The following is a 22,441-nucleotide window of genomic DNA, read 5'->3' as shown; positions in this document are numbered from 1 at the left end:
GTTTCTCTCCTGTTGTGCGTATCGCGTCAGCGGACTAGATGAACTTCTGAGCCTTGAGGTACTCAACGACCTTGGCTGCACCATTTCCGTCGTCGGTGATGATCTCACCGGCGGTCTTCTCCGGCTTCGGAGCAACTGCGGTGACGGCGGTGGCAGCGTTCTCGGCGCCGACCTGCTCTGCCTCAGCGGCAACGTCATCCAGGGTCAGCTTTGCGACCGGCTTCTTCTTCGCGGCCATGATGCCCTTGAAGGATGCGAAGCGCGGGGAGTTGGCCTTCTCCGTGACGGAGATGATGGCCGGCAGGTTTGCCTTGACCTGGTAGATGCCGTCCTCGGTTTCACGCTCACCGGAGATGGAGGAACCGTCAACCTCGACGGAACGGAGGTTGGAGAGCACCGGCAGGCCGCGGTAAACACCGAGGATGGCCGGGACAGCGCCGGTGCCACCGTCGGTGGAGGCGTTTCCTGCAACGATCAGGTCGGTTCCCTCAATGGTGTCCAGCACGCTGGAGAGAGCCCAACCGGTCTGCACGGCGTCGGAGCCGGCGATGGCGTCATCAGAAAGGATGACCGCGTCGTCCGCACCCATGGAGAGAGCCTTGCGCAGAGCGTCAATGGCGCCCTCCGGGCCGATGGTTGCAACGGTGACCTTGCCGCCGTGCTTCTCCTTGATCTGGAGAGCGGCCTCGACGGCGTTCTCGTTGATCTCATCCAGGACGACGTCCGAGGACTCACGGTCCATGGTGAAGTCATCCTCACGCAGCTTGCGCTCGGAGTAGGTGTCGGGGACCTGCTTAACCAGAACGACGATGTTCGGCATGTGTCTGACGTCCTTACTGTCGAATGATTGTGTCGATTCGTTTCGCTCGACGACGGCCTCGCGCCCGAAGACCTCAGATGTGTTGCAACTAGGGCAAGTACCGCGTCGTCTCCATAGAAGTTAACAGAGGAAGACATGGAAATGTGGTCAACATCATCACAAATTGGTTATTTTTTCGTGCACACCTAGACCCGAGCTGCGGAAACAGCTGAAAGACACTGTTATCCAGGTCACTCACCCCCGAACTACCCCTCACGGGGCCCGCAGATAAATGCGACGCCCTTCGATCCGATCCGCGTTATGACGACCCCCAGTGGTCGTTTTCCCTTAAGTTTCCACTGCTTGCGAAGCGCGTCTGGATCGGCATCGACGCCGCGCACCAAGATCTCCGCACTGCCGCAGTCCATCGCCGCCAACTCCTGGCGCACCTTCTTCAATGGGGCCTGCGTGATGACCGGGAAACCGCTCACCCCTTCTGGCAGTTCATCCCCGGTGAGATGAGCGATGCGTTCGTCGAGCTGCCACAGCCCGTGTGCAGTGGCGTACTGCCTGACCAGTCCGGCTCGGACGACTGCGCCGTCCGGGTCAATGATGTATCGACCGGCGTCTGCGACGGTGCAGGTGTCGGGAAGGGAGTCGTCGTAAAGCGAGAGGCTTCCCGACGCGATCAGCGTCGCTGATCGTCCTACTCGGCTTAGCCCGGGTGAATAGAGGCAGGCCTCCTTCACTCCCCCGTCGACGCTGACGATGTTGACCTCACCGTCCCACTCTGAATAGTCGATGCCCGGCGCGCATTTGATCGCGAAATCCCGGCCTGACCATGCTTGAACAAGGTCAGGCAATGGCGGTAGGAGATCCTCTGGCTTCACAATGCGTCGGCCACCGGCACGGCGCGCAGGATCTGCCAAGAGGACGGCATCTGCTGATACCGGCTGTAGAGCATCGGCGACGGCAACGACAGGTCCGATGTTGTGGGCGGCCATTGCCACGCGCGCGGGGTCAAGGTCGGTGCCAAGAACGGTGCTCGCACCAGCGTCGGTGAACGCGGCGCACTCAGAGCCGATGGAACAGGTGGCGTCATGGATTGGCCGCTGTGTCCCCACGATCTCAAGGATCCGCCGAGCCCGATGTTCAGCAACCGCGCGGTGAGTCGCCTGTTGGGCTGCGTCGGCGCTGAAGATCCAGTGCTCTGGGATGCGCCCTTGAGCGGAACGGCGGGCTTGGACTAGTTCGATGAGGGCACGGGCGCGTTCCCCGAAGGCCTCGCGCAAGTACGTTCCATCGGCGATCATCGATGCCTTCGTCAGTTCCCGCTCCCCTGCTGCGGCCACCGCCGACGGGTACTCCGACAGCCAGTCGACGTCTGCAACACTTAGCGCCACGGCGGCTCTCCCATTTGTTCGATGTATTCGGCCATGAATGGCTGCTCTAGGAAATCGGTCACGGTGCGCTGCACCGGAGCATCTGCGATGTCCAATGCCTCAGCGACGCTCGACAGTTCCGACAATCGCATCAGCTGGTGCCACGTTGGCGGGAGCAACTTCACCTCTCGGCTCCTCCACTGGTCCAAAATCGCCTCTGATGTAGTCCAGCGGGATTCGACGGACTCAGTATTTCGTCCGTCCGGCTCCTGTCCTTCTGGACGAGCAGCCAGGAAGAAGAAGGTGTCGTAGCGGATCGGGCTACTTTCTGGAGTAACCCAATTGCTCCAGGGGCGCAGCAAATCAGAGCCAACGGTCAGTCCCTTGTCGAGGAAGAACCCAGACATCGACACGTCGCGGCTCTCCAGACGTCCGCGGTATCGATCAACATCCTGGAAGCGATTCTCTGGCACCAGCAGAGTGCCAGTCTCTTCGAAGGTCTCGCGGACCGCAGCAAGAACCAGCGCTCTGGCCTCGGTTTCACCAACGCCGAGATGACTCGACCACCACTTCAGATCACGGCCGCTCCAGGGAACCTCGTGGCCCTCCAGCAGATCCCGCTGGTCTACCCCGCCGCCAGGGAAGACTGTCATGCCCGGCGCGAATTTCATCGTCGCGGCGCGGCGCTGTACGAAGACTTCTAGTCCATCGGCGCCGTCGCGAAGCAACAGAACAGTGGAGGCGAGCCTCGGGGTCACGTCAGCGCGCGGCGGGCGAACCATCGTCCGTCGATCCGGTCGAGCTTGATCTCCTGACTGAAGGTGCGGGAGAGGTTCTCAGACGTCATCACGTCGTCGATCAGCCCCTGTGCCACTGCCCCACCCTCGGCAAGCAGCATCGCATGGGTAAATCCGAAGGGGATCTCCTCCACGTGGTGGGTGATCATCACCATTGCTGGCGCATCGGGATCCAGCGCCAACTCGCCCAAGTGAACGACGAGGTCCTCACGGCCGCCAAGGTCGAGTCCGGCACCGGGTTCGTCGAGAAGCAATAGTTCGGGGTTGACCATCAGTGCACGTGCGATCAGCACGCGCTTGCGCTCGCCCTCAGAGAGGGTGCCCCAGGTCCGATCTGCCAGGTGTGCGGCGCCGAGGGTGTGCAACAGTTCGGAAGCCTGCTCGAAGTCCATCGCCTCGTAGGTCTCCCGCCACCGGCCCAGAACCGAGTAGGAGGCGGAGACAACCAAGTCCCCCACGATCTCGTCCTCCGGAATGCGGTGCGCCAAGGCCGAGGACGTCAGTCCGATCATCATCCTCAGATCGCGCATGTCCGTGCGGCCGAGCTGCTCACCCATCAGCAGCGCAATGCCTGATGAAGGGTGCTCTTCCGCCGCAGCCATCCTCATCAGAGACGTTTTACCCGCACCATTGGGGCCAATAATGACCCACCGTTCGTCGAGCTCCACCTGCCAGTTGATGGGGCCCACAAGGGTCCGCCCGTCACGCACCATGGCCACGTCGGTGAAGTCGAGGACGAGGTCCTCGTTGAAGTCGTCCTCAATGTCAGTCACAGCGTCTATCGTGCCTCAGTGACAGCGTTCACGTCTATCCAACCCCGGTACACCCCGGGAGTCGGGAACCGTACCCGGGATTCTTTCGCGTGCGATAATCGACGATACAGAAATCCCTCTACTCCGAGAGCCGCCCGTGACCAGTACCCCGCCTCCTGAACGACCGAAGATGCCGGACCTTCCGAAGGACGTAACGCCGGACACCCTCAACAAGTTCACCGCAGACGCGGAGGAGTTCGACAAGGCTGAACAGGCGATAGTTGATGCCGCCACCGGCGCCTGCGCGACGGGCAAGAAAAAGGGAAGCGTCCTGGATTCACTGCCTCGGACAAAGATGGAGATCAAGGTCGCCAAATTCATGGCGAAGGTCCTCACGAAGCAGGCGCGTTGGAAGCACTTTCGCTTCGGCTTCATGGTGGGTCCGTTAACGTTCCTCGTCGGACTGCTCGTCTTTATAGTCGGCATCATCGCGATCCCGGCACCTGGGCCCGGTTGGCTGATCTTGTTCATGGGCTTGGGGATCCTCTCCATCGAGATCCCCCGCGCCCGCGCTCTGGTTTTGCTCACCGCGCGCTTATTCGACAAGACAGAGACCTGGTACCGCGCCTTGCCAGGTCCCTGGCGCGTAGTGGTGACGGCTCTGACCACCGCGCTCATTGTCGCGGTGTTCTTCGCCATCTACTACTTCATGGGGCCCTCCAGCTGGCCGCTGACGAGGACCCCGCACTAGCTAGAACAGCGCGCTAGCCATCCGTCGCCGCGCATCCAACGCAGCCGGATCAGAGGGCTCAAACATCTGGAGCATCTCCAGCAGGCGGTCGCGCACGGTATCGCGGTCCTTACCGAAAACCTTGGGCAACGTGCTGACCAGTCGGTCCAGTGAGCCGTTCGACTCGCCAATGAGCATCAGCTGGTCGGCGGCGTTCAGCGCAGCCGCCACGTCCGTCGGATCCTGGTTCGAGACGGAGACATGATCCACCGCGCGATCCATTTTCTGGGCACGCGCGAGGAAAGCGACATTCGTCCGGGCGGCCTTCAACTCGGTGTTTGCCGGCTCGGACTTGAGGATCTCGTCGTAGACGGAGACGGCTGCGTCAAAGTCGCCGTCGTTAAGCAAGTCTTCTGCCTGCTCCAGGCGCGGGTCGGTGCTCACTGGCGGGGCGGGCTGTTCGACCTCACCAACATCGCCGGCCATGCGGGTTCCCGGCGGCAGACCGCGCAGACGGCCCTTCGTCGCGTCGAGCACAGCAGTAATCCACTGGCTCAGAGCTTCGCCGGTCTGCTCACCTTCGGCCTGTCCGATCGGTCCGCCACCGGCGACGGCCACCAGCGTCGGGAGCGCCTGCACACCAAATGCCTGCGCCACCTCCATCGCCGAGTGTGCGTCCACGAGCCCGAGAATCCAGTTCAATCCGGATGCCTCTGCCAGTTCGCTCAAATCCGACTTCATGCGCGTGTAATCCGGCGCTCCCTCGGCGCCGATGAGCACCACAACAGGTACCTCCTCAGACCGCTTCACCACCTCCGCGTCGAGGTTCTCGCCGGTGATCTGAACGACCGCCGGAATGCCGGCGCCCGAATCAGTGGTGGCATCTGCGCTCTGCTTGAACTGCTCCAGGTCAATCGCACCCGACGACGCCGGTCCTCCGTGATGGTGGTGGTGCTGATGATGATTGTGCACGTGTGTCCTCACTCTCCGCTGTTTCTACCGCTCTTGCTTAACGACGCTTCCCTACCCCTCATTCCCCAACCTACGGTCAACGGACTCGACCTTCGCCGTGAGTTGGCCGGAGTAGCCCGGACGGATGTCGGCTTTGAGCACCAGTGACGTGCGGGGACTGACCGCGGATACTGCCTCGGTAGCTCGCTTCACGACGTCCATAACTTCATCCCATTCCCCCTCGACGAGGGTGAACATCGCGTTTGTCTCGTTGGGCAATCCGGAGTCCCGGACGATGCGGACCGCTTCGGCGACGGCGTCGGCCATCCCTGCATCCGGCTCGGAAGTGGTGGGGGCGACTGAGAAGGCGACGATCATGGGTCCATGGTATCGCTCCACGTTAGGATTGAGTTCATGAGCGAATTGTCTTCTTCTGTCACCGTTCCCCACGAATACGTAGTCGCTGTCGACCATGTCGGCATCGCCGTTCGGGACCTTGCTGCCGCGTGCGATTTCTACCTGAACGCCTTCGGCTGGGTGAGCCACCACGAGGAGGTCAATGAAGACCAGGGCATTCGCGAAGCCATGGTCGGACCGGAAAACGCCGCCGAGGGAGACACCCTGGTGCAGCTCATCGCTCCCCTGGATGAGACTTCCACGATCGCGAAGTTCATCGACACCCGTGGACCGGGGCTGCAGCAGTACGCCGTGCGCGTCACCGACATGGACGCACTGATGAAGTACCTGGCCTCGATCAACGTACGGGTGCTTTACCCGGCCCCGCGGATCGGCACCGGTGGCTCCCGCATTAACTTCGTGCACCCGAAGGATGCCGGTGGTGTCCTTCTCGAGTTGGTTGAACCGGCGAACTAGGAGCCACTGAGCACATGAAAACTTTCGGATTCCTCTCCTTCGGTCACTATGGCCCGATCGGTTCCGACTACGACATTCGGGACATGCTGCACCAAGCGGTCGACCTGTCCGTCGCCGCAGACGAGATCGGTGTCAATGGCGCCTACTTCCGCGTCCATCACTTCGCGAAGCAGGCAGCAGCCCCGATCCCGCTGCTCTCTGCAATTGCAGCCAGGACTAACCGGATCGAAGTTGGCACTGGCGTCATCGACCTTCGCTACGAGAATCCCCTGCACCTAGCCGAAGAGGCCGCAGCACTGGATGTGCTTTCCGACGGCCGGCTGGCACTTGGCGTCTCCCGTGGATCACCGGAGCCTGCCCTTCGTGGCTGGGAAGCCTTCGGATACACCGGATCGAAGGATCTTCGTGGTGCTGACTTGGCCCGCGACAAATTCGCGCAGTTTATGTCTGCCATCGATGGCGAGCCACAGGTCGACGCAGACCCAGACTTCCACGGACCCGGGCAACGCTTGCGTATCGAACCGCAGTCCCCTGGCCTACGCCAGCGCGTCTGGTGGGGTGCAGGCTCACGCGCGACAGCAGAATGGGCTGCCCAGCAGGGCGTGAATCTGATGAGTTCAACTCTCATCACCGAGGCCACCGGCGCGTCTTTCGCCGCTCTGCAGCATGAGCAGATCCAGTTGTACCGCAACGCGTGGACCGCAGCCGGACATGACTGGGAGCCACGTGTGTCCGTGAGCCGTTCGGTTTTCCCCATCACCAATGACATCGATCGGCAGTTGTTCCTCCGTGAATCCGGCGGGCGCGACCAAATCGGCGTCATTGACGGATTCAACTCGACCTTCGGCCGGAGCTATGTCGGTGAGCCGGACAAGCTCGTGGAGCAGCTGCTTGCCGACGAAGCCGTCATGGACGCCGACACCCTCATGCTCACCATCCCCAACCAGTTGGGTGCTGATTACAACGCTCACTTGCTGCAATCGTTCGCCGAGCACATCGCACCTGCCCTTGGCTGGGAGAAAGGAACAGGCCGATGATCGGCATCGATTTGACCGGCAAGACCGCCTTTGTCAGTGGTTCCGCCCAAGGCATTGGACTGGCCATCGCCCGCCGGCTGGCAGAGGCCGGGGCAACCATGGCGGTCAATGGGCGCACCTCCGACCGAGTCGACGACTGATGACGGACTGGCCTCTGCGCTAAAGGCTGCCGGCTCTATCGACATCTTGGTCAATAACTTCGGTATCTTCGGAGCCCGACCAGCAATGGAGATCACCGACGAGGAATGGCAGCGGTACTGGGACGTCAACGTCATGGCCAGTGTCCGCCTGATCCGGGCGGTTCTGCCCCTCATGACCAGCACCGGATGGGGCCGAGTCCTCACCATCGCCAGCGACTCCGCAATCGTCATCCCTGCCGAGATGATCCACTACGGAACCACGAAGACCGCGTTGCTTGCTGTCTCCCGAGGCTTTGCCAAGGAAGCCGCAGGCTCCGGCGTCACCGTGAACTCCGTGATCGCAGGTCCGACCTACACCGAAGGTGTGCAGGATTTCGTCTACGAACTGGTCGACCCGGCACTTCCGTGGGAAGACGCCGAAGCTGAGTTCATGCGGCTGCATCGCCCGCAGTCTTTGCTGCACCGGCTGATCCGTCCCGCGGAGATCGCGAACATGGTCACATACCTCGCATCGCCGTTGGCCTCTGCGACCACCGGCGGCGCACTACGCGTCGACGGCGGTTACACCGACGCGATCCTGCCCTGATTTAAGGAACATCACGATGACACCGACGCCAACAGGACGCCTCGTCGAGGGCCCCAACGGCCTCGAACTCGTGGTAACCCGAACGCTTCCCCGGAACATCCACGACGCCTGGGCCAACATCACTGAATCCGACCTCACCGCTACATGGATCGGGCGATGGAGAGGCACCTCCGCACCCGGCGAAACCATCGAGGTCCAGATAGTTCTCGAGGAAGATTCCTCCTGGATGGAACTGACCATCACCGAGTGCGACGCCCCCGGCAGACTCAGGCTCCTATCGAACTCAGGCGATACCCCGTGGGACGTGTCGTTCGATCTCTCCAGCGTTGACGACAATTGCCTGCTGCGGTTCACCCATCACCGAATCACTCCGGCTGAAGTCGGTGACGTCGGGCCAGGCTGGGAGTACTACCTCGACCAGTTGGTCGCGGCTGTCACGGATTCACCCCTGCCGAACTGGGATGACTACTACCCCGCCCTGAAGAGCTACTTCGAGGCCCAGGTCGTCTAACCAGATTCGTCCTCGAGATTGCAGCCTCGTTCGGTGGCAACGGATTACCCGCAGAGTGGCAATTTCGTCGTCAGAATCGCCAATTATGCCACCGAGCGGGTAACTCGCTGCCACGAAGAAGGGTCGTCTGCCGTGCCCTGGTGATGCCGGATCTCCCGCACCAGCAGGTCGTGGAATTCCTCCGCCCGGGTGAGCATCGGCCAGTGGCCTCCGTCTAGTTGGATCAGCCGCCAATCCGGCCCGTGCATCGGCGGATCGCCTCCGATATACGAGGAGGCCTGATTCTCGACTGGGCTCGTCATCGACGCCGATTCCGTCACCGTTCGACCTGGGTGTGAGGTGAAGTTGTCCGCGAGGAAATCGCGCTGCTCTGGCGACAGTTCCCTTTCAAACTCGAGCATCTGCCTCGTTGGGGCGAGCCAACGGCCCCGGCGGCGTCAATATCGGTGCGTTCCTGGGTGCGGGCTGCGGGGTCGGGCCCCAGGCGTCGAGAAGCGAGTGCCCGTTCACGGGCAGAAACGAGCCCACATGGATCAGTCCGCGGACCTGCTCTCCCGATCGGTCCGCTGCCGATGCTGTGACCATTCCCGAGTAGGAATGTGAAATGAAAATGGCCTTACCGTCGACGCGATCAATCAAATGCCGCACATGATCACCCAACCCGACATCCCCATTTTCGAGAGTGATCGTCTCAGCATCAATCCCATGTTGTCGGAGAATCTGCACAGTGGGTTCCCAGATCCAGCCGCCCATCCAGGCTCCAGGAACGAGGATCGTAGTGGTCATGGTGTTCTCCGATCGCCGGGATGTACCTGCGATATTACGAATCGGGTACAGCTAAGTGAATAACCGAACTGCGAACGACGAGCACTACCCGCCACGGACACACTGTCAGGGAACACTTCCTCACAGTTCCCTTGGTGCACGGGGACCCCGCAGATCAGCGCACCATCGAGATCTTCGCCCGCGAGTACATTCGGGCCAACGGCGAGGAACTTCCTGCACTGCTGTTTCTGCAGGGCGGGCCAGGCCACCACGCGCCCCGGCCGATCGTCAGCGGTGATGGCGCGACGCCGGACGGCTGGCTTGGTGAAGCGCTGAAGCACTACCGCGTTGTCCTCTTCGATCAGCGCGGCACTGGCCGGTCTACGCCCGTTGATGCGGCTACTCCCGAGGCACTTGGTGCCACTGCGGCCGAGCAGGCGGAGTACCTCACTCACCTGCGGGCCGACAGCATTGTGGAGGACGCCGAATGTCTCCGCGCAGCACTCGACGAGAAGCCGTGGACGCTACTCGGCCAGTCCTTCGGAGGGTTCTGTATTGCTACGTACCTGTCCTTCCGCCCCGCAGGCGTCGCCGCTGCGTTGGTGACCGGTGGGCTGCCCGGGTATGTCGATGATCCGCACACGCGTATTGACGACATCTACCGCGCAACCTACGCCAAAACCGCTGTGCGCAATGAGCGCTTCTATGAGCGGTTCCCGTGGGCGGCAGAGCGCGTCGCAGAAATTTGTCAGCACCTAGATTCCGCTGAAGAATTCCTACCGAGCGGAGAGCGCCTCAGTTCCAGGCGATTTCGGACGGTGGGCTCCAATCTTGGCCGCACTGGGGGCTTCGATCTTCTCTCCTACCTCCTGGAGGATCCATTCCGAGGAGACCGTCTACGCACATCATTCCTCGTGGAGGTCGCAGGTCTCCTAGACGTCGCCGCCGATCCGCTCTATGCGATCCTCCACGAGACGATCTACGCCATGGACTCCGCTACCAACTGGAGCGCCGAGCGCCTGCGCAGCGAAATCCCGGGGTTCGGCGAAGACGAGTACCGGTACCTCACCGCTGAGCACTTCTTCCCGTGGCACTACGACGAGGTCGCCTCGCTTCGCCCGTGGCGTGAGGTCGCCGAGATCCTTGCGGCTAAGGACGATTGGACCCCGCTTTACGACGCCCACAAACTCCACACCACATCAGTCCTCACCGCAGCGGAGGTCTACCTCGACGACATCTTCGTGCCATTCGAATTGTCGATGCAGACCGCCAGCGCGATCAAGGGGCTACGTCCGCAGGTCACTAACCGGTGGGAGCACAACGGTATCCATGTCGATGGCGCAGAAATTTTCCGTCATCTACGCGCGCTCGTCCACGATCACTGATCAGGCTCGGTCCTCGATTGGCTTCTCTTTCAGTCCAGTTCGGTGATGCCACTGCCATGGGGGATTCTCAGCATCATCAGCAGGCAGGCCCACAGCACCGGGATCGCCCGCGAAAACGAGAATCGCGACGATCGCGGAACCACCGAACGTTCCCAGCACCCGCGCGACACCATCTTTTGCTTCCCGACGAGCTTTGCCAGATCCGCCAACACATACAACGTCAGCGTGACCCAGTCCTAGTGGAATTGCACTTGACCTCCCGCTGCCACACCTAGAAGAACTAGCAGCGCTGCCGGCCCCAAGGACGAGAACAATAACGGCGACTTACACGGCAAAAACCCGCCATAATCTTGGGTTTTCCGGATTCCGACACGTTGACCCCTGTTGCTCTTTCTGTACTGCAAGTCCAGAGAGAATACCGGGTGTGGTTCAGGGAGGGTATGGGGTGGGCGTCGGGAAGCGAGGGAAGTTACTTCCTGCGCGTGACACCTCGGTGGGAACGCTTGCTCCAGCAGTTCTTGTGCCAGTGACGGCGATCATCGGCGCCACCGCCGTACTCGACGGGCCACGCAACAACGTGAGCAACGCCCGGAGGAATCTCCTGATCGCAGCCAGGACAGCGGTACCACTTCGTTGCCTGGGACGACATCACGTCGCGAACATTGAAGTCCTCATTCGCGAGCCTGCCAGGGCCGGCTTCCACGCGGGTGCCGAAGAACCCACCGGGCAACGGGCGATGCTCGACCGCCTTTGCTTTGTCATTGGAGCGCCGAGGGCGGTTCCGCCGAGGCATCAGAACAGCCTGAGTTCGTCGGATTCGACGCCCCGGAGCGAGTCATAGTCGACGGTGACACAGCGGATGCCGCGATCCTCCGCCAGAGTGCGTGCTTGGGGCTTGATGTCCTGTGCCGCGAAAACGCCGGAGACAGGAGCCAGCAGTTCGTCGCGGTTCAGCATCTCCAGGTAGCGAGTGAGCTGTTCAACGCCGTCGATCCCACCGCGGCGCTTAACCTCAATGGCGACGGTCTTGCCGTCCTGATCCCGGCCGAGGAGATCGACCGGGCCGATGGCTGTGGGGAACTCACGCCGGATAAGGGTCCAGCCCTCGCCAAAGGTTGCGAAGTGCTCAGCCAGCAATTCCTGCAGATGAGCCTCAACGCCGTCCTTGAGCAGACCCGGATCCTGTCCCAGCTCTTCAGCGTGGTCGAGCAGGATCTCGCTGACGGTGATCCGGAGCTGCTCGCCCTTCTTGTTCTCCACGATCCACAGAAATTCGCCGGTGTCCTCCCCCGTCTCGTCCTCAATCGAGGTCTCGACAAGGGTGCACGGCGGGGTCATCCAGTTGAGAGGCTTATACGCACGGTCATCAGCATGAACGGAGACCGAACCATCCGCTTTGACCAGCAGCAGGCGGGTCGCCTCTGGAAGGTGCGCGGTCAGACGACCGACGTAATCAACAGTGCAACGGGCGATGACAAGACGCATTCCACAACCTTAACCCGCGCGGGCAGAGCCCGATGAACCCGGCTACCGCTCGCGGCGGGAGCGCTCCCGAATGCTCTGATACTTGCGTTCCATGTCCGTCGGCAGCCTGCGACGGTGTTCCGACGACGGCGCGGACTCAATCCACGCGACGATCGCGGTATCCCCTGAGTCATTCACGGCAAACTCCCAGCCGTGCCCCTTGTCGTGCTCCATGCGGAGAACGTGTTCATTGTGCTCGAAGAGCGGTTCTTCCTGCCGCGTCAGTTCACGACGCGATTCCACGTGGACTGCATTGCGAGAGAAAGACTGGTCAAACCCCGGACGCAGCGAGCGCAACCGATAGACCTGGGCACGCTTGTCCGTGAGGATGATGACTGCATGGCGCCAATCCAATCCGTCTGGCGAACCAGGCAGGGGGCGAACTGCAAGAGGAAGACCACGTTTGCGAAGGCGAAAGAAACGCCACGTGGCCACAGAGCCACCGAGCGCCGCTACAAACAATGCAACGAGGGAAACAAGGAAGTAAGACACGGTCGACTCGCTTTCGCTGGCCTGGCTGCGGCCGGGACTGGGGTGACGGCTACAGCTCCGTTTCCGACCAGCGTAACCCACAAAAGAGGGTCCCGGAAATCACCAAGTAACCGAACGCCGTTCCGTGAAAGGCCCACGACGGATTTGGCACAGCGATTGCTAGCACCTGGGGCCACCACCAGGGTTTGTGCACCACACAGGGTTTTAGACAGCCAAAACCGGGCCTCGGATCCAATTGGATCCGAGGCCCGGTCAAGTGAAGTACTAGGGTTCGGTCAGAGTGACCGCCCTGGGCAGATCAGACTTAGCCCTTAGCGCGCCGGATGGCGGCCAATTCGGCTTCAGCCTCAGCCACGACTTCCTCATCGTCCGATTCCAGTGCAGCCTTCGCTGCAGCGGAGTCGACCTCGTTCGCCCACTTCGCGGTATCCGCGAGGATGGTGATCTTGGTCGTCGAAACAGAGAGGAATCCGCCCTGCACCGCAGCGACGAGCTTCTCGCCATCCGTGGTGGTGATGGTCACGGTGCCGTGCTCGAGCAGCTGCCCGAGGAACGGCTGGTGACCGGGCAGCACGCCGATCTCACCCTCGGTGGTCTGAGCGACTACCGAGGAGGCCTTACCCTCCCAGAGCAGTCGCTCGACCGCCACGAGTTCACAGGTGATGTCAGCCATGTGGATCGCCCCTTACTTCTTCTGCATCTCGGCGTACTTCTCCTCGACAGCGTCGAGTCCACCCAGGCCGTCGAAGGCCATTTCCGGGTAGTGATCGAACTCGCCGTCGCAGATGCGCTGGAACGCGTCGATGGTGTCCTTCAGCGGAACGTACGAACCCGGCAGACCGGTGAACTTCTCCGCAACGAAGAAGTTCTGGCCCAGGAATCGCTGGATACGGCGGGCACGCTGAACGGTGACCTTGTCCTCTTCAGACAGCTCGTCCATACCGAGGATGGCGATGATGTCCTGGAGTTCCTTGTTCTTCTGCAGGATGTTGATGACACGCTGCGCAACCTCGTAGTGCTCTTCGCCGACGATGCCGGGCTCGAGGATACGAGAGGTAGAAGTCAGCGGGTCCACGGCCGGGTAGATGCCCTTGGAAGCGATGGAACGGGAGAGCTCCGTAGTCGCGTCCAGGTGGGCGAACGTGGTGGCCGGGGCGGGGTCGGTGTAGTCATCGGCAGGCACGTAAACGGCCTGCAGCGACGTGATCGACTTACCCTTGGTAGAGGTGATGCGCTCCTGGAGAACACCCATCTCGTCAGCCAGAGTCGGCTGGTAACCCACGGCCGAAGGCATACGACCCAGAAGGGTCGAGACCTCGGAACCTGCCTGGGTGAAACGGAAGATGTTATCGATGAAGAGCAGCACGTCCTGGTGCTGAACATCGCGGAAGTACTCCGCCATGGTCAGACCCGACAGAGCCACGCGCATACGGACTCCCGGCGGCTCATCCATCTGGCCGAACACGAGGGCGGTGTCCTGGAGGACTCCCATCTCTTCCATTTCGAGGAAGAGGTCGGTGCCCTCACGGGTACGCTCGCCGACGCCGGCGAAAACCGACGTACCGGAGAACTCACGCGCGATACGGGTAATCATCTCCTGGATCAGAACGGTCTTGCCGACACCGGCACCACCGAACAGACCAATCTTTCCACCGTTAACGTACGGGGTCAGCAGGTCGATGACCTTAATGCCGGTCTCCAGGATCTCGGTCTTACCCTCGAGCTGGTCGAACGGCGGCGGGTCGCGGTGGATGCCCCACTGCTCTCCGTCTCGTCCGAGACCGGGCTCGTCCATGCAATCACCGAGTGCATTGAAGACGTGGCCCTTGACGATGTCGCCGACCGGAACCGAAATCGGCTTGCCCGTGTCGACAACCTCGGTGCCGCGCACCAGGCCGTCGGTCGCAGCCATCGAAATGGTGCGAATCATGTTGTCACCGAGGTGCTGAGCGGTTTCGAGGACGATGGTCTTGGCCACCGACTCGAGCTCAACCTTCACGGTGAGTGCGTTGTACAGTGCCGGGATCTCGTTACGCGGGAATTCCACGTCAACGACGGCACCGATGACACGCACGACACGGCCAACGCCGGTCGTGGTGTTCTGCTCATTGAGAGCTGTGCTCATTGTTAGTCACTTTCTCCGCTTTCGTCGAGCGCTCCGGCGCCACCGACGATTTCTGTGATTTCCTGGGTGATCTTCGCCTGACGCGCCTGGTTGGCGACTCGGGAAAGGTCCTTGACCAGTTCCGTCGCATTGTCAGTCGCGGCCTTCATCGCCGTACGGCGCGAAGCGGACTCGGAGGCAGCGGCCTCGAGCATGATGGCGAAAATGGTACGGGACACGTACTGCGGCAGCAGGGCGGTGAGAAGATCATCTGCGCTGGGCTCGAACTCGTAGTCCGGCACGAGCTCATCCCGGCCGTCGGACAAAATGCCCTCTTCGCCCATGTGGATGTCCTCGTGAGCGTGGACCGGCTCGATCGGCAGAATCCGCTTAACAGCGGGCTCCTGCGTCAACATCGAGACGAATCGGGTGTAGACGACGTGAACCTGGTCGAAACCAAGAACGCCCTCTCCCTCCGATACGCCGCGAAGGCCATCGCGCCACTTGGTCTTCTCATCGCTGCCGGCCTCGAACCCGTCGATAAGGTGACGACGGACATCGTGGGTGAGCGCATAGTCCGGGTCCTGCGAGAATCCCTGCCAGGTACCCGCCATGGGAACCTCACGGAACTCGTAGTACTCGATGCCACGCTTACCGGTGACGTACAGGGACACTTCGTATCCCTCGCCCTGCAGCTTGGCCCGCAGCTTCGCCGCCTGCTTGACGACGTTCGTGTTGTAACCGCCGCACATGCCGCGGTCACCCGTGACCACGAGAACCGCGGCACGCTTGGCGTCCTCACGCTCATGCAGCATCGGGTGGTCGAGCGAGGAAGCCGAGGCGAGGCGTCCGATAACATGCTCGATCTCGTCGGCGTACGGCTGGGCGTCAGCCACGCGGCGCTGAGCCTTCGTGATTCGCGAAGTTGCGATCAGCTCCTGTGCCTTGGTGATCTTCTTCGTGGAATTGACGGACCGGATGCGGTCCCTGAGTTCACGAATATTAGCCATTATCTAACGCCTCCCTTCTTCATTCCGATGACGGTTGTGTTTCGCATATCCGCCTACTTCACGGACTTGCGGGTAACCGTAATCTGCTCGTTGGTGACGTCCTCGTCCTTCAGAGCCTCCGTAGGAGCCTCCGTCACGACGGGGTGTCCCTCAGAAGTCTGGAAAGACTTCTTGAACTGGCCGGTCATGTCGACGATGGTCGCGATCGACTCAGAGTCGAACATCTTGCCGCCATCGATCTGCTGGTAAACCTGCGGAGCGTTGTCGTGCAGGTACTCGAGCAGTTCAGCCTCGAAACGACGGACGTCCTCAACCGGAACGTCGTCGAACTCGCCCTTGCCGGCGAGGTAGATGGAAGTCATCTGGTTCTCGACAGTCTGCGGACGGTTTTCGGCCTGCTTCAGCAGCTCAACGAGGCGCTGACCGCGGTCCAGCTGAGCCTTAGATGCGTCATCCAGGTCAGAGGCGAACATAGCGAACGCCTCGAGGTCGCGGTACGCGGCGAGGTCGAGTCGCAGGTTACCGGAGACCTTCTTCATGCCCTTGGTCTGAGCGGCACCACCGACACGGGAGACGGAGATACCGACGTTGATGGCCGGGCGGACACCCTGGTTGAACAGGTCGGACTCGAGGAAGACCTGACCGTCGGTGATCGAGATCACGTTGGTCGGAATGAACGCAGAAACGTCATTGGCCTTGGTCTCGATGATCGGCAGTGCGGTCATCGAACCTGCGCCCATTTTGTCGGAGAGCTTCGCAGCACGCTCCAGCAGACGGGAGTGCAGGTAGAAGACGTCACCCGGGTATGCCTCGCGGCCCGGCGGGCGGCGCAGCAGAAGGGAGATCGCACGGTAGGCCTCAGCCTGCTTGGTCAGATCATCGTAAATGACCAGGACGTGCTGTCCCTGGTACATCCAGTGCTGGCCCAGTGCGGCGCCGGAGAACGGTGCCAGCCACTTGAAGCCTGCGGCGTCAGATGCCGGAGCAGCAACGATGGTGGTGTAATCCAGCGCACCGTTCTCTTCCAGCGTCTTACGAACGCCGGCGATGGTCGAACCCTTCTGACCGACGGCGACGTAGATGCAACGCACCTGCTTCGTCGGGTCTCCGGTCTCCCAATTGGCCTTCTGGTTGATGATGGTGTCCAGGCAGACGGCGGTCTTACCGGTCTTACGGTCACCAATGATCAGCTGGCGCTGACCACGGCCGATCGGCGTCATGGCGTCAATAGCCTTGATGCCGGTCTGCATCGGCTCCTCGACGGGCTGGCGCTGCAGCACGTCGGGGGCCTGAAGCTCGAGAACTCGGTTCTCTTCAGCCTCAATGTCGCCCAGGCCGTCGATCGGCTGGCCCAGGGGGTTGATTACGCGACCGAGGAACTTGTCCCCGACCGGGATGGACAGGACATCGCCCGTCCGCTTGACCTCGTCACCCTCAGAAAGGGACTCGTAGTTACCCAGGACCACGACGCCGATGCGATCGGTGTCGAGGTTCTGCGCGACGCCAATGACGCCGCCCGGGAACTCGAGAAGCTCGTTGGTCATCACCGACGGCATACCCGCAACCTGTGCGATACCGTCGGCGGCGCTGACCACAGTGCCGACCTCTTCGATGGAGGTCTGAGGCGTGTGGCTCGAGGTGTAGTTCGCAATCGCGCTACGGATCTCATCGCTGGAGATCGTCAGCTCCGCCATGTTATTCCTGCTCTCGGTAAATTCTCTTACAGTGCTTACGTTTTCCATCCGTCAGCCGAGGCCCAGCCGGAGCTTCTCGATTTTACTCGAGAGGCTACCGTCGATGACCTCATCGCCGACCCGGATGACCAGACCTCCGAGGATCGACTCATCGACCTCGGTGTGGATTGACATCTCGTCGCCGTAGATGCGGCTGAGCTTGTCGCCCAACGCGCCTTCCTGCTCCGTGGAGAGGGTAGCGGCGCTGGTCACACGGGCGACGACCTTGTTCCGGAGGCTTGCAGCCAGACCGGAGAGAGAGTTCATGTCGTCCGCGGGGCGGAGCTCCGGACGTCCAACAACCTGCAGTGCCAGGGCTTCGGTCACAGAAGTGACCTTGCCGTAGAGCACCGAGGCGAGGAGTCCGCGCTTGGCTTCAGGGGTGGCGGCCTTATCCGCCAGCAGCTGCTCGAGCTGCGACTCAGTGGCCAGGATGTGTCCCAGTCGGAACAGCTCGTCCTCAACGGTCTCGAGCTGGCGCTGGCCCTCCGCACTGCGGAGAAGGGCAACACGGCCCAACTCAACAAGTGCGTTCCGCAGATCGCGGGACGAGGACCAGGTCTGCGCGGCAGCGGTTCCGACGACCTTGAGGGTCAATTCGGAAACCTTGCCTTCGAGCAGGCCCCGGATCAGACCGGAGCGCTCCTCGGCCGAAGCCGACTGGTCGGCGACGGCGCGACGCAGGCCGCGGTCGGAGTCGAGGAGCTCGACGACGTCGAAAAGCTCGGAACCGGTGGTGGCTCCCTCCGCGACGGCGTTGCCGGAGTTACCCAGAAGGGCGTCCAGCTCCGTGCGGAGCGATGCCAGGGATTCGCGGCTAGCTGCGTGCATGTCGCCTACTTTCCGGCCGGGGCCACGGTATCGAGGTTGCTGAGGAAGTTGTCGATCGTCCCGGACTGCTTGACGCCGTCCGTGAGCTGCTCGCCCATGAGGCGCTCAGCGAGAGAGATCGAGGTCTGTCCCAGTTCCTTACGAAGCTCAGTGACGACCTGGTCGCGCTGAGCCTGCAGCTGCTTGTCACCGGCTTCGAGAATGCGAGCACTCTCGTCGTTAGCCTTAGTGGTGGCATCGGCAATGATCTTCTGGCCCTGAACTCGGGCCTCGTCGCGAATCTTCGCGGCTTCAGTGCGGGCCTCAGCGAGCTGGCTGTTGTACTTCTCGAGGGCGGCGTCGGCTTCGGCCTGTGCAGCCTCAGCGCGCGCGATGCCTCCCTCAATCTTGTCCTCCCGCTCGGTCAAAACTTCCTGGAACTTCGGAAGAACAAACTTCCAGAAGAGGACCAGGACGACAACGAGCGGGATAATGGACCAGACGATGTCATACGTCGCGGGAAACAGAGGGTTGATGGGCTCTCCCTCGAAAGGAAGCACCTCACCCTCCGCCGCGAAAAAGTTAATGAATTCGTTCATGGTTCAGTGATCTCCGCCTGTGTCCGGTCTAGAGGATGAAGCCGGCAACCAGGCCGATGAGGGCGAGGGCCTCGGTGAAGGCGATACCCAGGAACATGGTGGTACGCAGCTGACCGGCCATCTCGGGCTGACGTGCCATGCCCTCGACGGTCTTGCCGGCGACGATACCGATACCGAGGCCCGGGCCCAGGGTGGAGATGCCGTAGCCGATGACGCGGAGTCCGCCGTCGATATCGGCGCCCTGAGCGTTGAGAATGACGTCGTTCATTATGAACCGTTCCCTTTCTGAGGATTCCCGGGTGCGTGAAGTGGTTGAGTCACCCGGAAGTAAGTCAAGTGGGTCGTGCTATTCAATTTGGAGCGAGTGCCCTGCCAGGCAGGGCGGGTTACCTAGTGGCTATCCGCGTGTATCGACAGTTCGATGTAGACAGCGGTCAGCAGCGCGAAGATGTACGCCTGCAGGAAAATGACCAGCAACTCGAACAGCGTGAAGAGGATTGCGCCGACGACGGTAAGTGCGGACATGGCGGTCCAGCCATTCAGCTGCCAGAAGAAGAAGTTCGTGGCACCGAAAAGAAGGACGAGGACCATGTGGCCGGCCAGCATGATGGCCATCAAACGGATGGCCAGCGTAACCGGACGAAGAACGAAGGTGGAGAAGATCTCGATCGGCACCACGATGATGTGCAGTGCCGGGGGAATGTTCGGGATCACCACGGAAGACTTAACGAACTTGAAGAAGCCATACTCCTTCGAGCCCGCGTAGATGAACGTGATGTACGCGAGTCCCGCGAGCACGATCGGCATACCGATACGTGCGTTGGGTGAGATGTTCAGTACCGGGATAACGGCCGCGATGTTCATCGCGAAAACCAGGAAGAAGATGGTGCAAAGAATCGGCAGGAACCGCTTGCCATCCTTCTTGCCCAAGATTTCTTCAGCGATGTAAATGCGGACGAAGTCCAGGAAGTACTCCGCGACGTTCTGCAGTCCGGTCGGAACCAGCTTCGGTCGCCGCATAGCGATGACGAAGAAGATACCGATGATGGCGGCCATGAGAATACGGACGATCATCAATCGGTCAAGGGTGTACCATTCGACGCCCGTACCGAGGATGAAATTGCCGTAATAGTCACCCGGGAAAAACTCCTGCTCCAAGGTGGGCGCGTGATATTCGCCCTTAAACGCAAGTGTTGTAACGCTCAGCGTTCTCTCCCGTGATTGGACCGCATGAACAAGGTCAAGCGGCGTGAAGGATGTCGCTTAACGTGCTCTCCGCAGATTCCCTCACACATCCGGGCGGAGCTCACGGGGAGATCAGCAATCGCTACCCCGTGAAAGCGGAGCTTGCGACACACGACTTGGACGCCCCGAACTGTACGGAGGCAGGCCGAAGCCATCATCAGCTGTCTTACCCGCCGCTCAGAATAACAGCTTCGTCACGGATAATCGCATCGAGTCCATGACCATTTCAATGACCAACCCCGCTACCGGTGTTCCCGTCAGGTCCACCACAATGGGGCAGCTAACCCGACAATCCCCAACAGCGCAGGTCAAGGCTTGCCACCCCCTTTTGCGCAGCCCCACCCCTGGACCAGCGCAGCACCCCTGCTCAGGCGTTTATCAGCGTGACCCCGTGTAGGTCAGATTCTCCTGTGCCATTCCCCACACCTCGGCGCCGAGGGTAACCACCAAAGCAAGGACGACAGTGACGAAAAGGGCCACTGGGTCATAGAAGGTCAGGTCCCTAATAATGAGGAGAATCACAATCAGTACAACGACCTTGAGGATCCATCCCCCCAAAACGATAGCTCCGGTCATCTGCGGAGTGGTCTTCGCGGTCATGTAGACAGTGGCAACGGTCAGCAGGACGAAACCTCCCCCGATGAGCGCACCGAGCAGGACCGACCACACTCCGGGCATCCCCTTTGCCCCACCCCAAATAGCCAGTGACACAACGGTCATGGCAGCAAGAGCCATCGCGCCGTACTTTGCCGCTGAGGCCAGGGGCCTACGGGAGTCGTCATACTTCGTGACCGCATCGGCGATTTCGGCGTTCCTCGCGGCAGCTGCCGCCTCGAACTCGTTCTGTGCTTCCTGGTTCTCGTTACTCACGCCAGCAGAGTTTACCTGCCGCGGGTCGGGTCCCTGCGTACGCGTGCCGCGTCAGTGGGCACTCCCCCGAGTCCAGAGGGACGTTTTGGACCGACGTCAGCTCGACGAGGCGGCCGGCGGGGCTCACGTTGCGCCCTGGCCGGGGGTTGTTCGACGGAGTCGCTACCGAAGCGCCTCCGTGTTTTCCTACCTCCGAAGTAGGGGCCGAACGTAAACAAGGCCGCCAGAACCATAAAGAGAAGGAACGTGACGACAACGAATCGCCACGGGAAGATCGTTGTGCCGACTGCGCCATAGGCCACGACACTGACCCAGGTGTACAACACCAGCACGACTCGGCGATGGGTGTGCCCCATATCCAGCAGTCGGTGGTGCAGATGCATCTTGTCTGGAGCGAAGGGAGACTTGCCTGCTCGAACACGACGGACCACAGCCATGATCAGGTCGAGCAGAGGCACCGACAACGCCGCTGCAATTACGATGACCGGGGACCAGAGGGCCACCGCGTCTGCGGTGCCGTACATGGTTGGGGAAATTCGGCCTGACGCAGAGATCGACGCAGCAGCAAGCAACAGGCCGATCAGCATCGCACCGGAGTCACCCATGAAGATTCTGGATGGCTCGAAGTTGTGCGGGAGGAACCCCAAACACGCTCCGAGCAGGGCAGCAGAAATCATGGCCGGCGGATAGGCAGCGACGGTACCGCCTTGGTCGTACAGCATCGCCATCGAATACAAGAGGATGGCGGCAGCGGCGATCATGCCCAGGCCAGCGGCTAGCCCATCAATTCCATCGACGAAGTTAATGGCATTGATCAGCGTGACGGTAAAGAAGACCGTCAGGATCGTCGACGTCACCGGGTCAAGCACAACCACCGATCCCCCACCGAACGGGAGATAGAAGAGGTACCAGGTCACGCCCTTCATCGAGAGGATGAGTGCAGCGATGACCTGCCCGATGAACTTCGTGATCGCATCGAGGTCAAACAGGTCGTCCAAAACCCCCACCAACAGCAGTACTGCCGCCGCGAGGACCACGGCTGTCATGTCTGGGGTAGTCGGTGGGAAGCCTCGAGTTAGTGCAGGGAGCATCGAGGCGAGGAACACTGCGGCGATGAAACCTGTGAACATCGCCGCGCCACCGAGGCGGGGTTTGGGGATGTCGTGGACGTCGCGCGATCGCGGCATGTCCATATGACCGGACTTCACCACGGCCCATCGGACAACACCTGTCAACAAGTAAGTGACAGCAGCAGAGACCAGAACGAGCAGCGTCAACTCGCGGATCGGCACTCCTGCACCGCCGAATCCGCTCGCCGCGAGAACTAGCTCCCTGGTCTCCATGGT

At 61.3% G+C, this 22,441-nt stretch carries 26 protein-coding genes and 1 pseudogene; 6 read left to right on the top strand and 21 right to left on the bottom strand.

Annotation, left to right across the window (positions count from 1 at the left end; all coding sequences use genetic code 11):
• Positions 1 to 34: 34 nt before the first annotated feature.
• The 4 genes from YWU_RS0104400 to YWU_RS0104385 form a co-directional block, all read right to left on the bottom strand.
• Positions 35 to 820 carry an electron transfer flavoprotein subunit beta/FixA family protein gene (locus tag YWU_RS0104400; protein ID WP_027019508.1) on the bottom strand — a complete coding sequence of 262 codons (786 nt, stop codon included), beginning with the start codon at positions 818 to 820 and terminating at the stop codon, positions 35 to 37.
• A 245-nt stretch (positions 821 to 1,065) separates the two neighbouring features.
• Positions 1,066 to 2,202 (bottom strand): THUMP-like domain-containing protein, encoded by a 1,137-nt coding sequence (locus tag YWU_RS0104395; protein WP_027019507.1) that lies wholly within the window; start codon positions 2,200 to 2,202, stop codon positions 1,066 to 1,068.
• Positions 2,193 to 2,963 carry an NUDIX hydrolase gene (locus YWU_RS15160; protein WP_034647038.1) on the bottom strand — a complete coding sequence of 257 codons (771 nt, stop codon included), beginning with the start codon at positions 2,961 to 2,963 and terminating at the stop codon, positions 2,193 to 2,195. Before YWU_RS15160 ends, YWU_RS0104395 begins: the two co-directional genes overlap by 10 nt.
• Positions 2,936 to 3,691: an ABC transporter ATP-binding protein gene (locus YWU_RS0104385; RefSeq protein ID WP_205618294.1), complete on the bottom strand. Its 756-nt coding sequence runs from the start codon at positions 3,689 to 3,691 to the stop codon at positions 2,936 to 2,938. Before YWU_RS0104385 ends, YWU_RS15160 begins: the two co-directional genes overlap by 28 nt.
• A gap of 196 nt (positions 3,692 to 3,887) precedes the next feature.
• Between YWU_RS0104385 and YWU_RS17415 the strand changes: the two genes are divergently transcribed.
• Positions 3,888 to 4,481 carry a TIGR02611 family protein gene (locus YWU_RS17415; RefSeq protein WP_156892710.1) on the top strand — a complete coding sequence of 198 codons (594 nt, stop codon included), beginning with the start codon at positions 3,888 to 3,890 and terminating at the stop codon, positions 4,479 to 4,481.
• Here YWU_RS17415 and YWU_RS0104375 read toward each other — a convergent pair whose 3' ends face one another.
• Positions 4,482 to 5,432: a tetratricopeptide repeat protein gene (locus YWU_RS0104375; RefSeq protein WP_051260024.1), complete on the bottom strand. Its 951-nt coding sequence runs from the start codon at positions 5,430 to 5,432 to the stop codon at positions 4,482 to 4,484. It lies immediately after the preceding gene.
• A gap of 51 nt (positions 5,433 to 5,483) precedes the next feature.
• Complete coding sequence (locus YWU_RS0104370; protein ID WP_027019504.1) at positions 5,484 to 5,789, bottom strand: thiamine-binding protein; 306 nt, start codon at positions 5,787 to 5,789, stop codon at positions 5,484 to 5,486.
• Positions 5,790 to 5,825: 36 nt separating this feature from the next.
• Between YWU_RS0104370 and mce the strand changes: the two genes are divergently transcribed.
• The 4 genes and pseudogenes from mce (at position 5,826) to YWU_RS0104350 (ending at position 8,558) form a co-directional block, all read left to right on the top strand.
• On the top strand, positions 5,826 to 6,284 hold the full coding sequence (gene mce / locus YWU_RS0104365; RefSeq protein WP_027019503.1) for a methylmalonyl-CoA epimerase: 459 nt from the start codon (positions 5,826 to 5,828) through the stop codon (positions 6,282 to 6,284).
• 14 nt (positions 6,285 to 6,298) lie between these two features.
• Complete coding sequence (locus tag YWU_RS0104360) at positions 6,299 to 7,321, top strand: LLM class flavin-dependent oxidoreductase (protein ID WP_027019502.1); 1,023 nt, start codon at positions 6,299 to 6,301, stop codon at positions 7,319 to 7,321.
• Positions 7,321 to 8,047 (top strand): annotated as a pseudogene (locus tag YWU_RS15150) (SDR family NAD(P)-dependent oxidoreductase). The gene YWU_RS0104360 and the pseudogene YWU_RS15150 overlap by 1 nt, the downstream one beginning before the upstream one ends.
• Positions 8,048 to 8,063: 16 nt before the next feature.
• The gene (locus YWU_RS0104350) at positions 8,064 to 8,558 is read left to right on the top strand and encodes an SRPBCC domain-containing protein (protein WP_027019501.1); all 495 of its coding nucleotides are present in this window, start codon (positions 8,064 to 8,066) and stop codon (positions 8,556 to 8,558) included.
• 83 nt (positions 8,559 to 8,641) lie between these two features.
• On the opposite strand, the gene YWU_RS0104345 is transcribed toward YWU_RS0104350, so the two are convergent.
• Together YWU_RS0104345 and YWU_RS0104340 are read right to left on the bottom strand one after the other, a co-directional pair.
• Entirely contained in the window at positions 8,642 to 8,959 is a 318-nt protein-coding gene (locus YWU_RS0104345) for a hypothetical protein (RefSeq protein ID WP_027019500.1), read from the bottom strand.
• Positions 8,946 to 9,344: an alpha/beta fold hydrolase gene (locus tag YWU_RS0104340; RefSeq protein ID WP_027019499.1), complete on the bottom strand. Its 399-nt coding sequence runs from the start codon at positions 9,342 to 9,344 to the stop codon at positions 8,946 to 8,948. Before YWU_RS0104340 ends, YWU_RS0104345 begins: the two co-directional genes overlap by 14 nt.
• A 68-nt stretch (positions 9,345 to 9,412) precedes the next feature.
• Here YWU_RS0104340 and YWU_RS0104335 point away from each other — a divergent pair, with 68 nt between their 5' ends.
• A complete protein-coding gene (locus tag YWU_RS0104335; protein WP_034647036.1) occupies positions 9,413 to 10,708 on the top strand; it encodes an alpha/beta fold hydrolase in 1,296 nt (431 codons plus the stop codon).
• Between the two features lie 469 nt (positions 10,709 to 11,177).
• Here the strand turns inward: YWU_RS0104335 and YWU_RS0104325 are convergent, their stop codons facing one another.
• The 13 genes from YWU_RS0104325 to YWU_RS15140 all read right to left on the bottom strand — a co-directional run bounded on the left by YWU_RS0104325 (position 11,178) and on the right by YWU_RS15140 (position 22,438).
• Entirely contained in the window at positions 11,178 to 11,501 is a 324-nt protein-coding gene (locus YWU_RS0104325) for a hypothetical protein (RefSeq protein ID WP_027019497.1), read from the bottom strand.
• Positions 11,501 to 12,193, bottom strand: a complete 693-nt coding sequence (nucS, locus tag YWU_RS0104320; protein ID WP_027019496.1) for an endonuclease NucS — start codon at positions 12,191 to 12,193, stop codon at positions 11,501 to 11,503. The genes YWU_RS0104325 and nucS overlap by 1 nt, the downstream gene beginning before the upstream one ends.
• A 42-nt stretch (positions 12,194 to 12,235) precedes the next feature.
• On the bottom strand, positions 12,236 to 12,724 hold the full coding sequence (locus tag YWU_RS15145) for a DUF2550 family protein (RefSeq protein ID WP_034647034.1): 489 nt from the start codon (positions 12,722 to 12,724) through the stop codon (positions 12,236 to 12,238).
• A gap of 304 nt (positions 12,725 to 13,028) precedes the next feature.
• Positions 13,029 to 13,397 (bottom strand): F0F1 ATP synthase subunit epsilon, encoded by a 369-nt coding sequence (locus YWU_RS0104310; RefSeq protein WP_027019495.1) that lies wholly within the window; start codon positions 13,395 to 13,397, stop codon positions 13,029 to 13,031.
• A gap of 12 nt (positions 13,398 to 13,409) precedes the next feature.
• The gene (gene atpD / locus YWU_RS0104305; RefSeq protein ID WP_027019494.1) at positions 13,410 to 14,849 is read right to left on the bottom strand and encodes a F0F1 ATP synthase subunit beta; all 1,440 of its coding nucleotides are present in this window, start codon (positions 14,847 to 14,849) and stop codon (positions 13,410 to 13,412) included.
• Positions 14,850 to 14,851: 2 nt separating this feature from the next.
• The gene (locus YWU_RS0104300; protein WP_027019493.1) at positions 14,852 to 15,838 is read right to left on the bottom strand and encodes a F0F1 ATP synthase subunit gamma; all 987 of its coding nucleotides are present in this window, start codon (positions 15,836 to 15,838) and stop codon (positions 14,852 to 14,854) included.
• Between the two features lie 53 nt (positions 15,839 to 15,891).
• On the bottom strand, positions 15,892 to 17,532 hold the full coding sequence (gene atpA / locus YWU_RS0104295) for a F0F1 ATP synthase subunit alpha (RefSeq protein WP_027019492.1): 1,641 nt from the start codon (positions 17,530 to 17,532) through the stop codon (positions 15,892 to 15,894).
• Between the two features lie 51 nt (positions 17,533 to 17,583).
• Positions 17,584 to 18,402, bottom strand: coding sequence for a F0F1 ATP synthase subunit delta (locus tag YWU_RS0104290; protein WP_027019491.1), 819 nt, complete (start codon positions 18,400 to 18,402; stop codon positions 17,584 to 17,586).
• A 5-nt stretch (positions 18,403 to 18,407) separates the two neighbouring features.
• Positions 18,408 to 18,980 carry a F0F1 ATP synthase subunit B gene (locus tag YWU_RS0104285; RefSeq protein ID WP_027019490.1) on the bottom strand — a complete coding sequence of 191 codons (573 nt, stop codon included), beginning with the start codon at positions 18,978 to 18,980 and terminating at the stop codon, positions 18,408 to 18,410.
• 28 nt (positions 18,981 to 19,008) lie between these two features.
• Positions 19,009 to 19,248: an ATP synthase F0 subunit C gene (locus YWU_RS0104280; RefSeq protein ID WP_027019489.1), complete on the bottom strand. Its 240-nt coding sequence runs from the start codon at positions 19,246 to 19,248 to the stop codon at positions 19,009 to 19,011.
• A 122-nt stretch (positions 19,249 to 19,370) separates the two neighbouring features.
• Complete coding sequence (gene atpB / locus YWU_RS0104275; RefSeq protein WP_034647032.1) at positions 19,371 to 20,186, bottom strand: F0F1 ATP synthase subunit A; 816 nt, start codon at positions 20,184 to 20,186, stop codon at positions 19,371 to 19,373.
• 417 nt (positions 20,187 to 20,603) lie between these two features.
• Positions 20,604 to 21,095, bottom strand: a complete 492-nt coding sequence (locus YWU_RS0104270; protein WP_420805289.1) for a Cg1360 family ATP-synthase-associated protein — start codon at positions 21,093 to 21,095, stop codon at positions 20,604 to 20,606.
• Between the two features lie 11 nt (positions 21,096 to 21,106).
• Positions 21,107 to 22,438, bottom strand: coding sequence for an MraY family glycosyltransferase (locus tag YWU_RS15140; RefSeq protein WP_084141753.1), 1,332 nt, complete (start codon positions 22,436 to 22,438; stop codon positions 21,107 to 21,109).
• Positions 22,439 to 22,441: the final 3 nt, after the last annotated feature.

Source organism: Corynebacterium sputi DSM 45148 (assembly GCF_000427865.1).
Classification (GTDB): domain Bacteria; phylum Actinomycetota; class Actinomycetes; order Mycobacteriales; family Mycobacteriaceae; genus Corynebacterium; species Corynebacterium sputi.
Note: the sequence above shows the minus strand (reverse complement) of the source record. Positions and strands in the feature narration are given on the sequence as shown.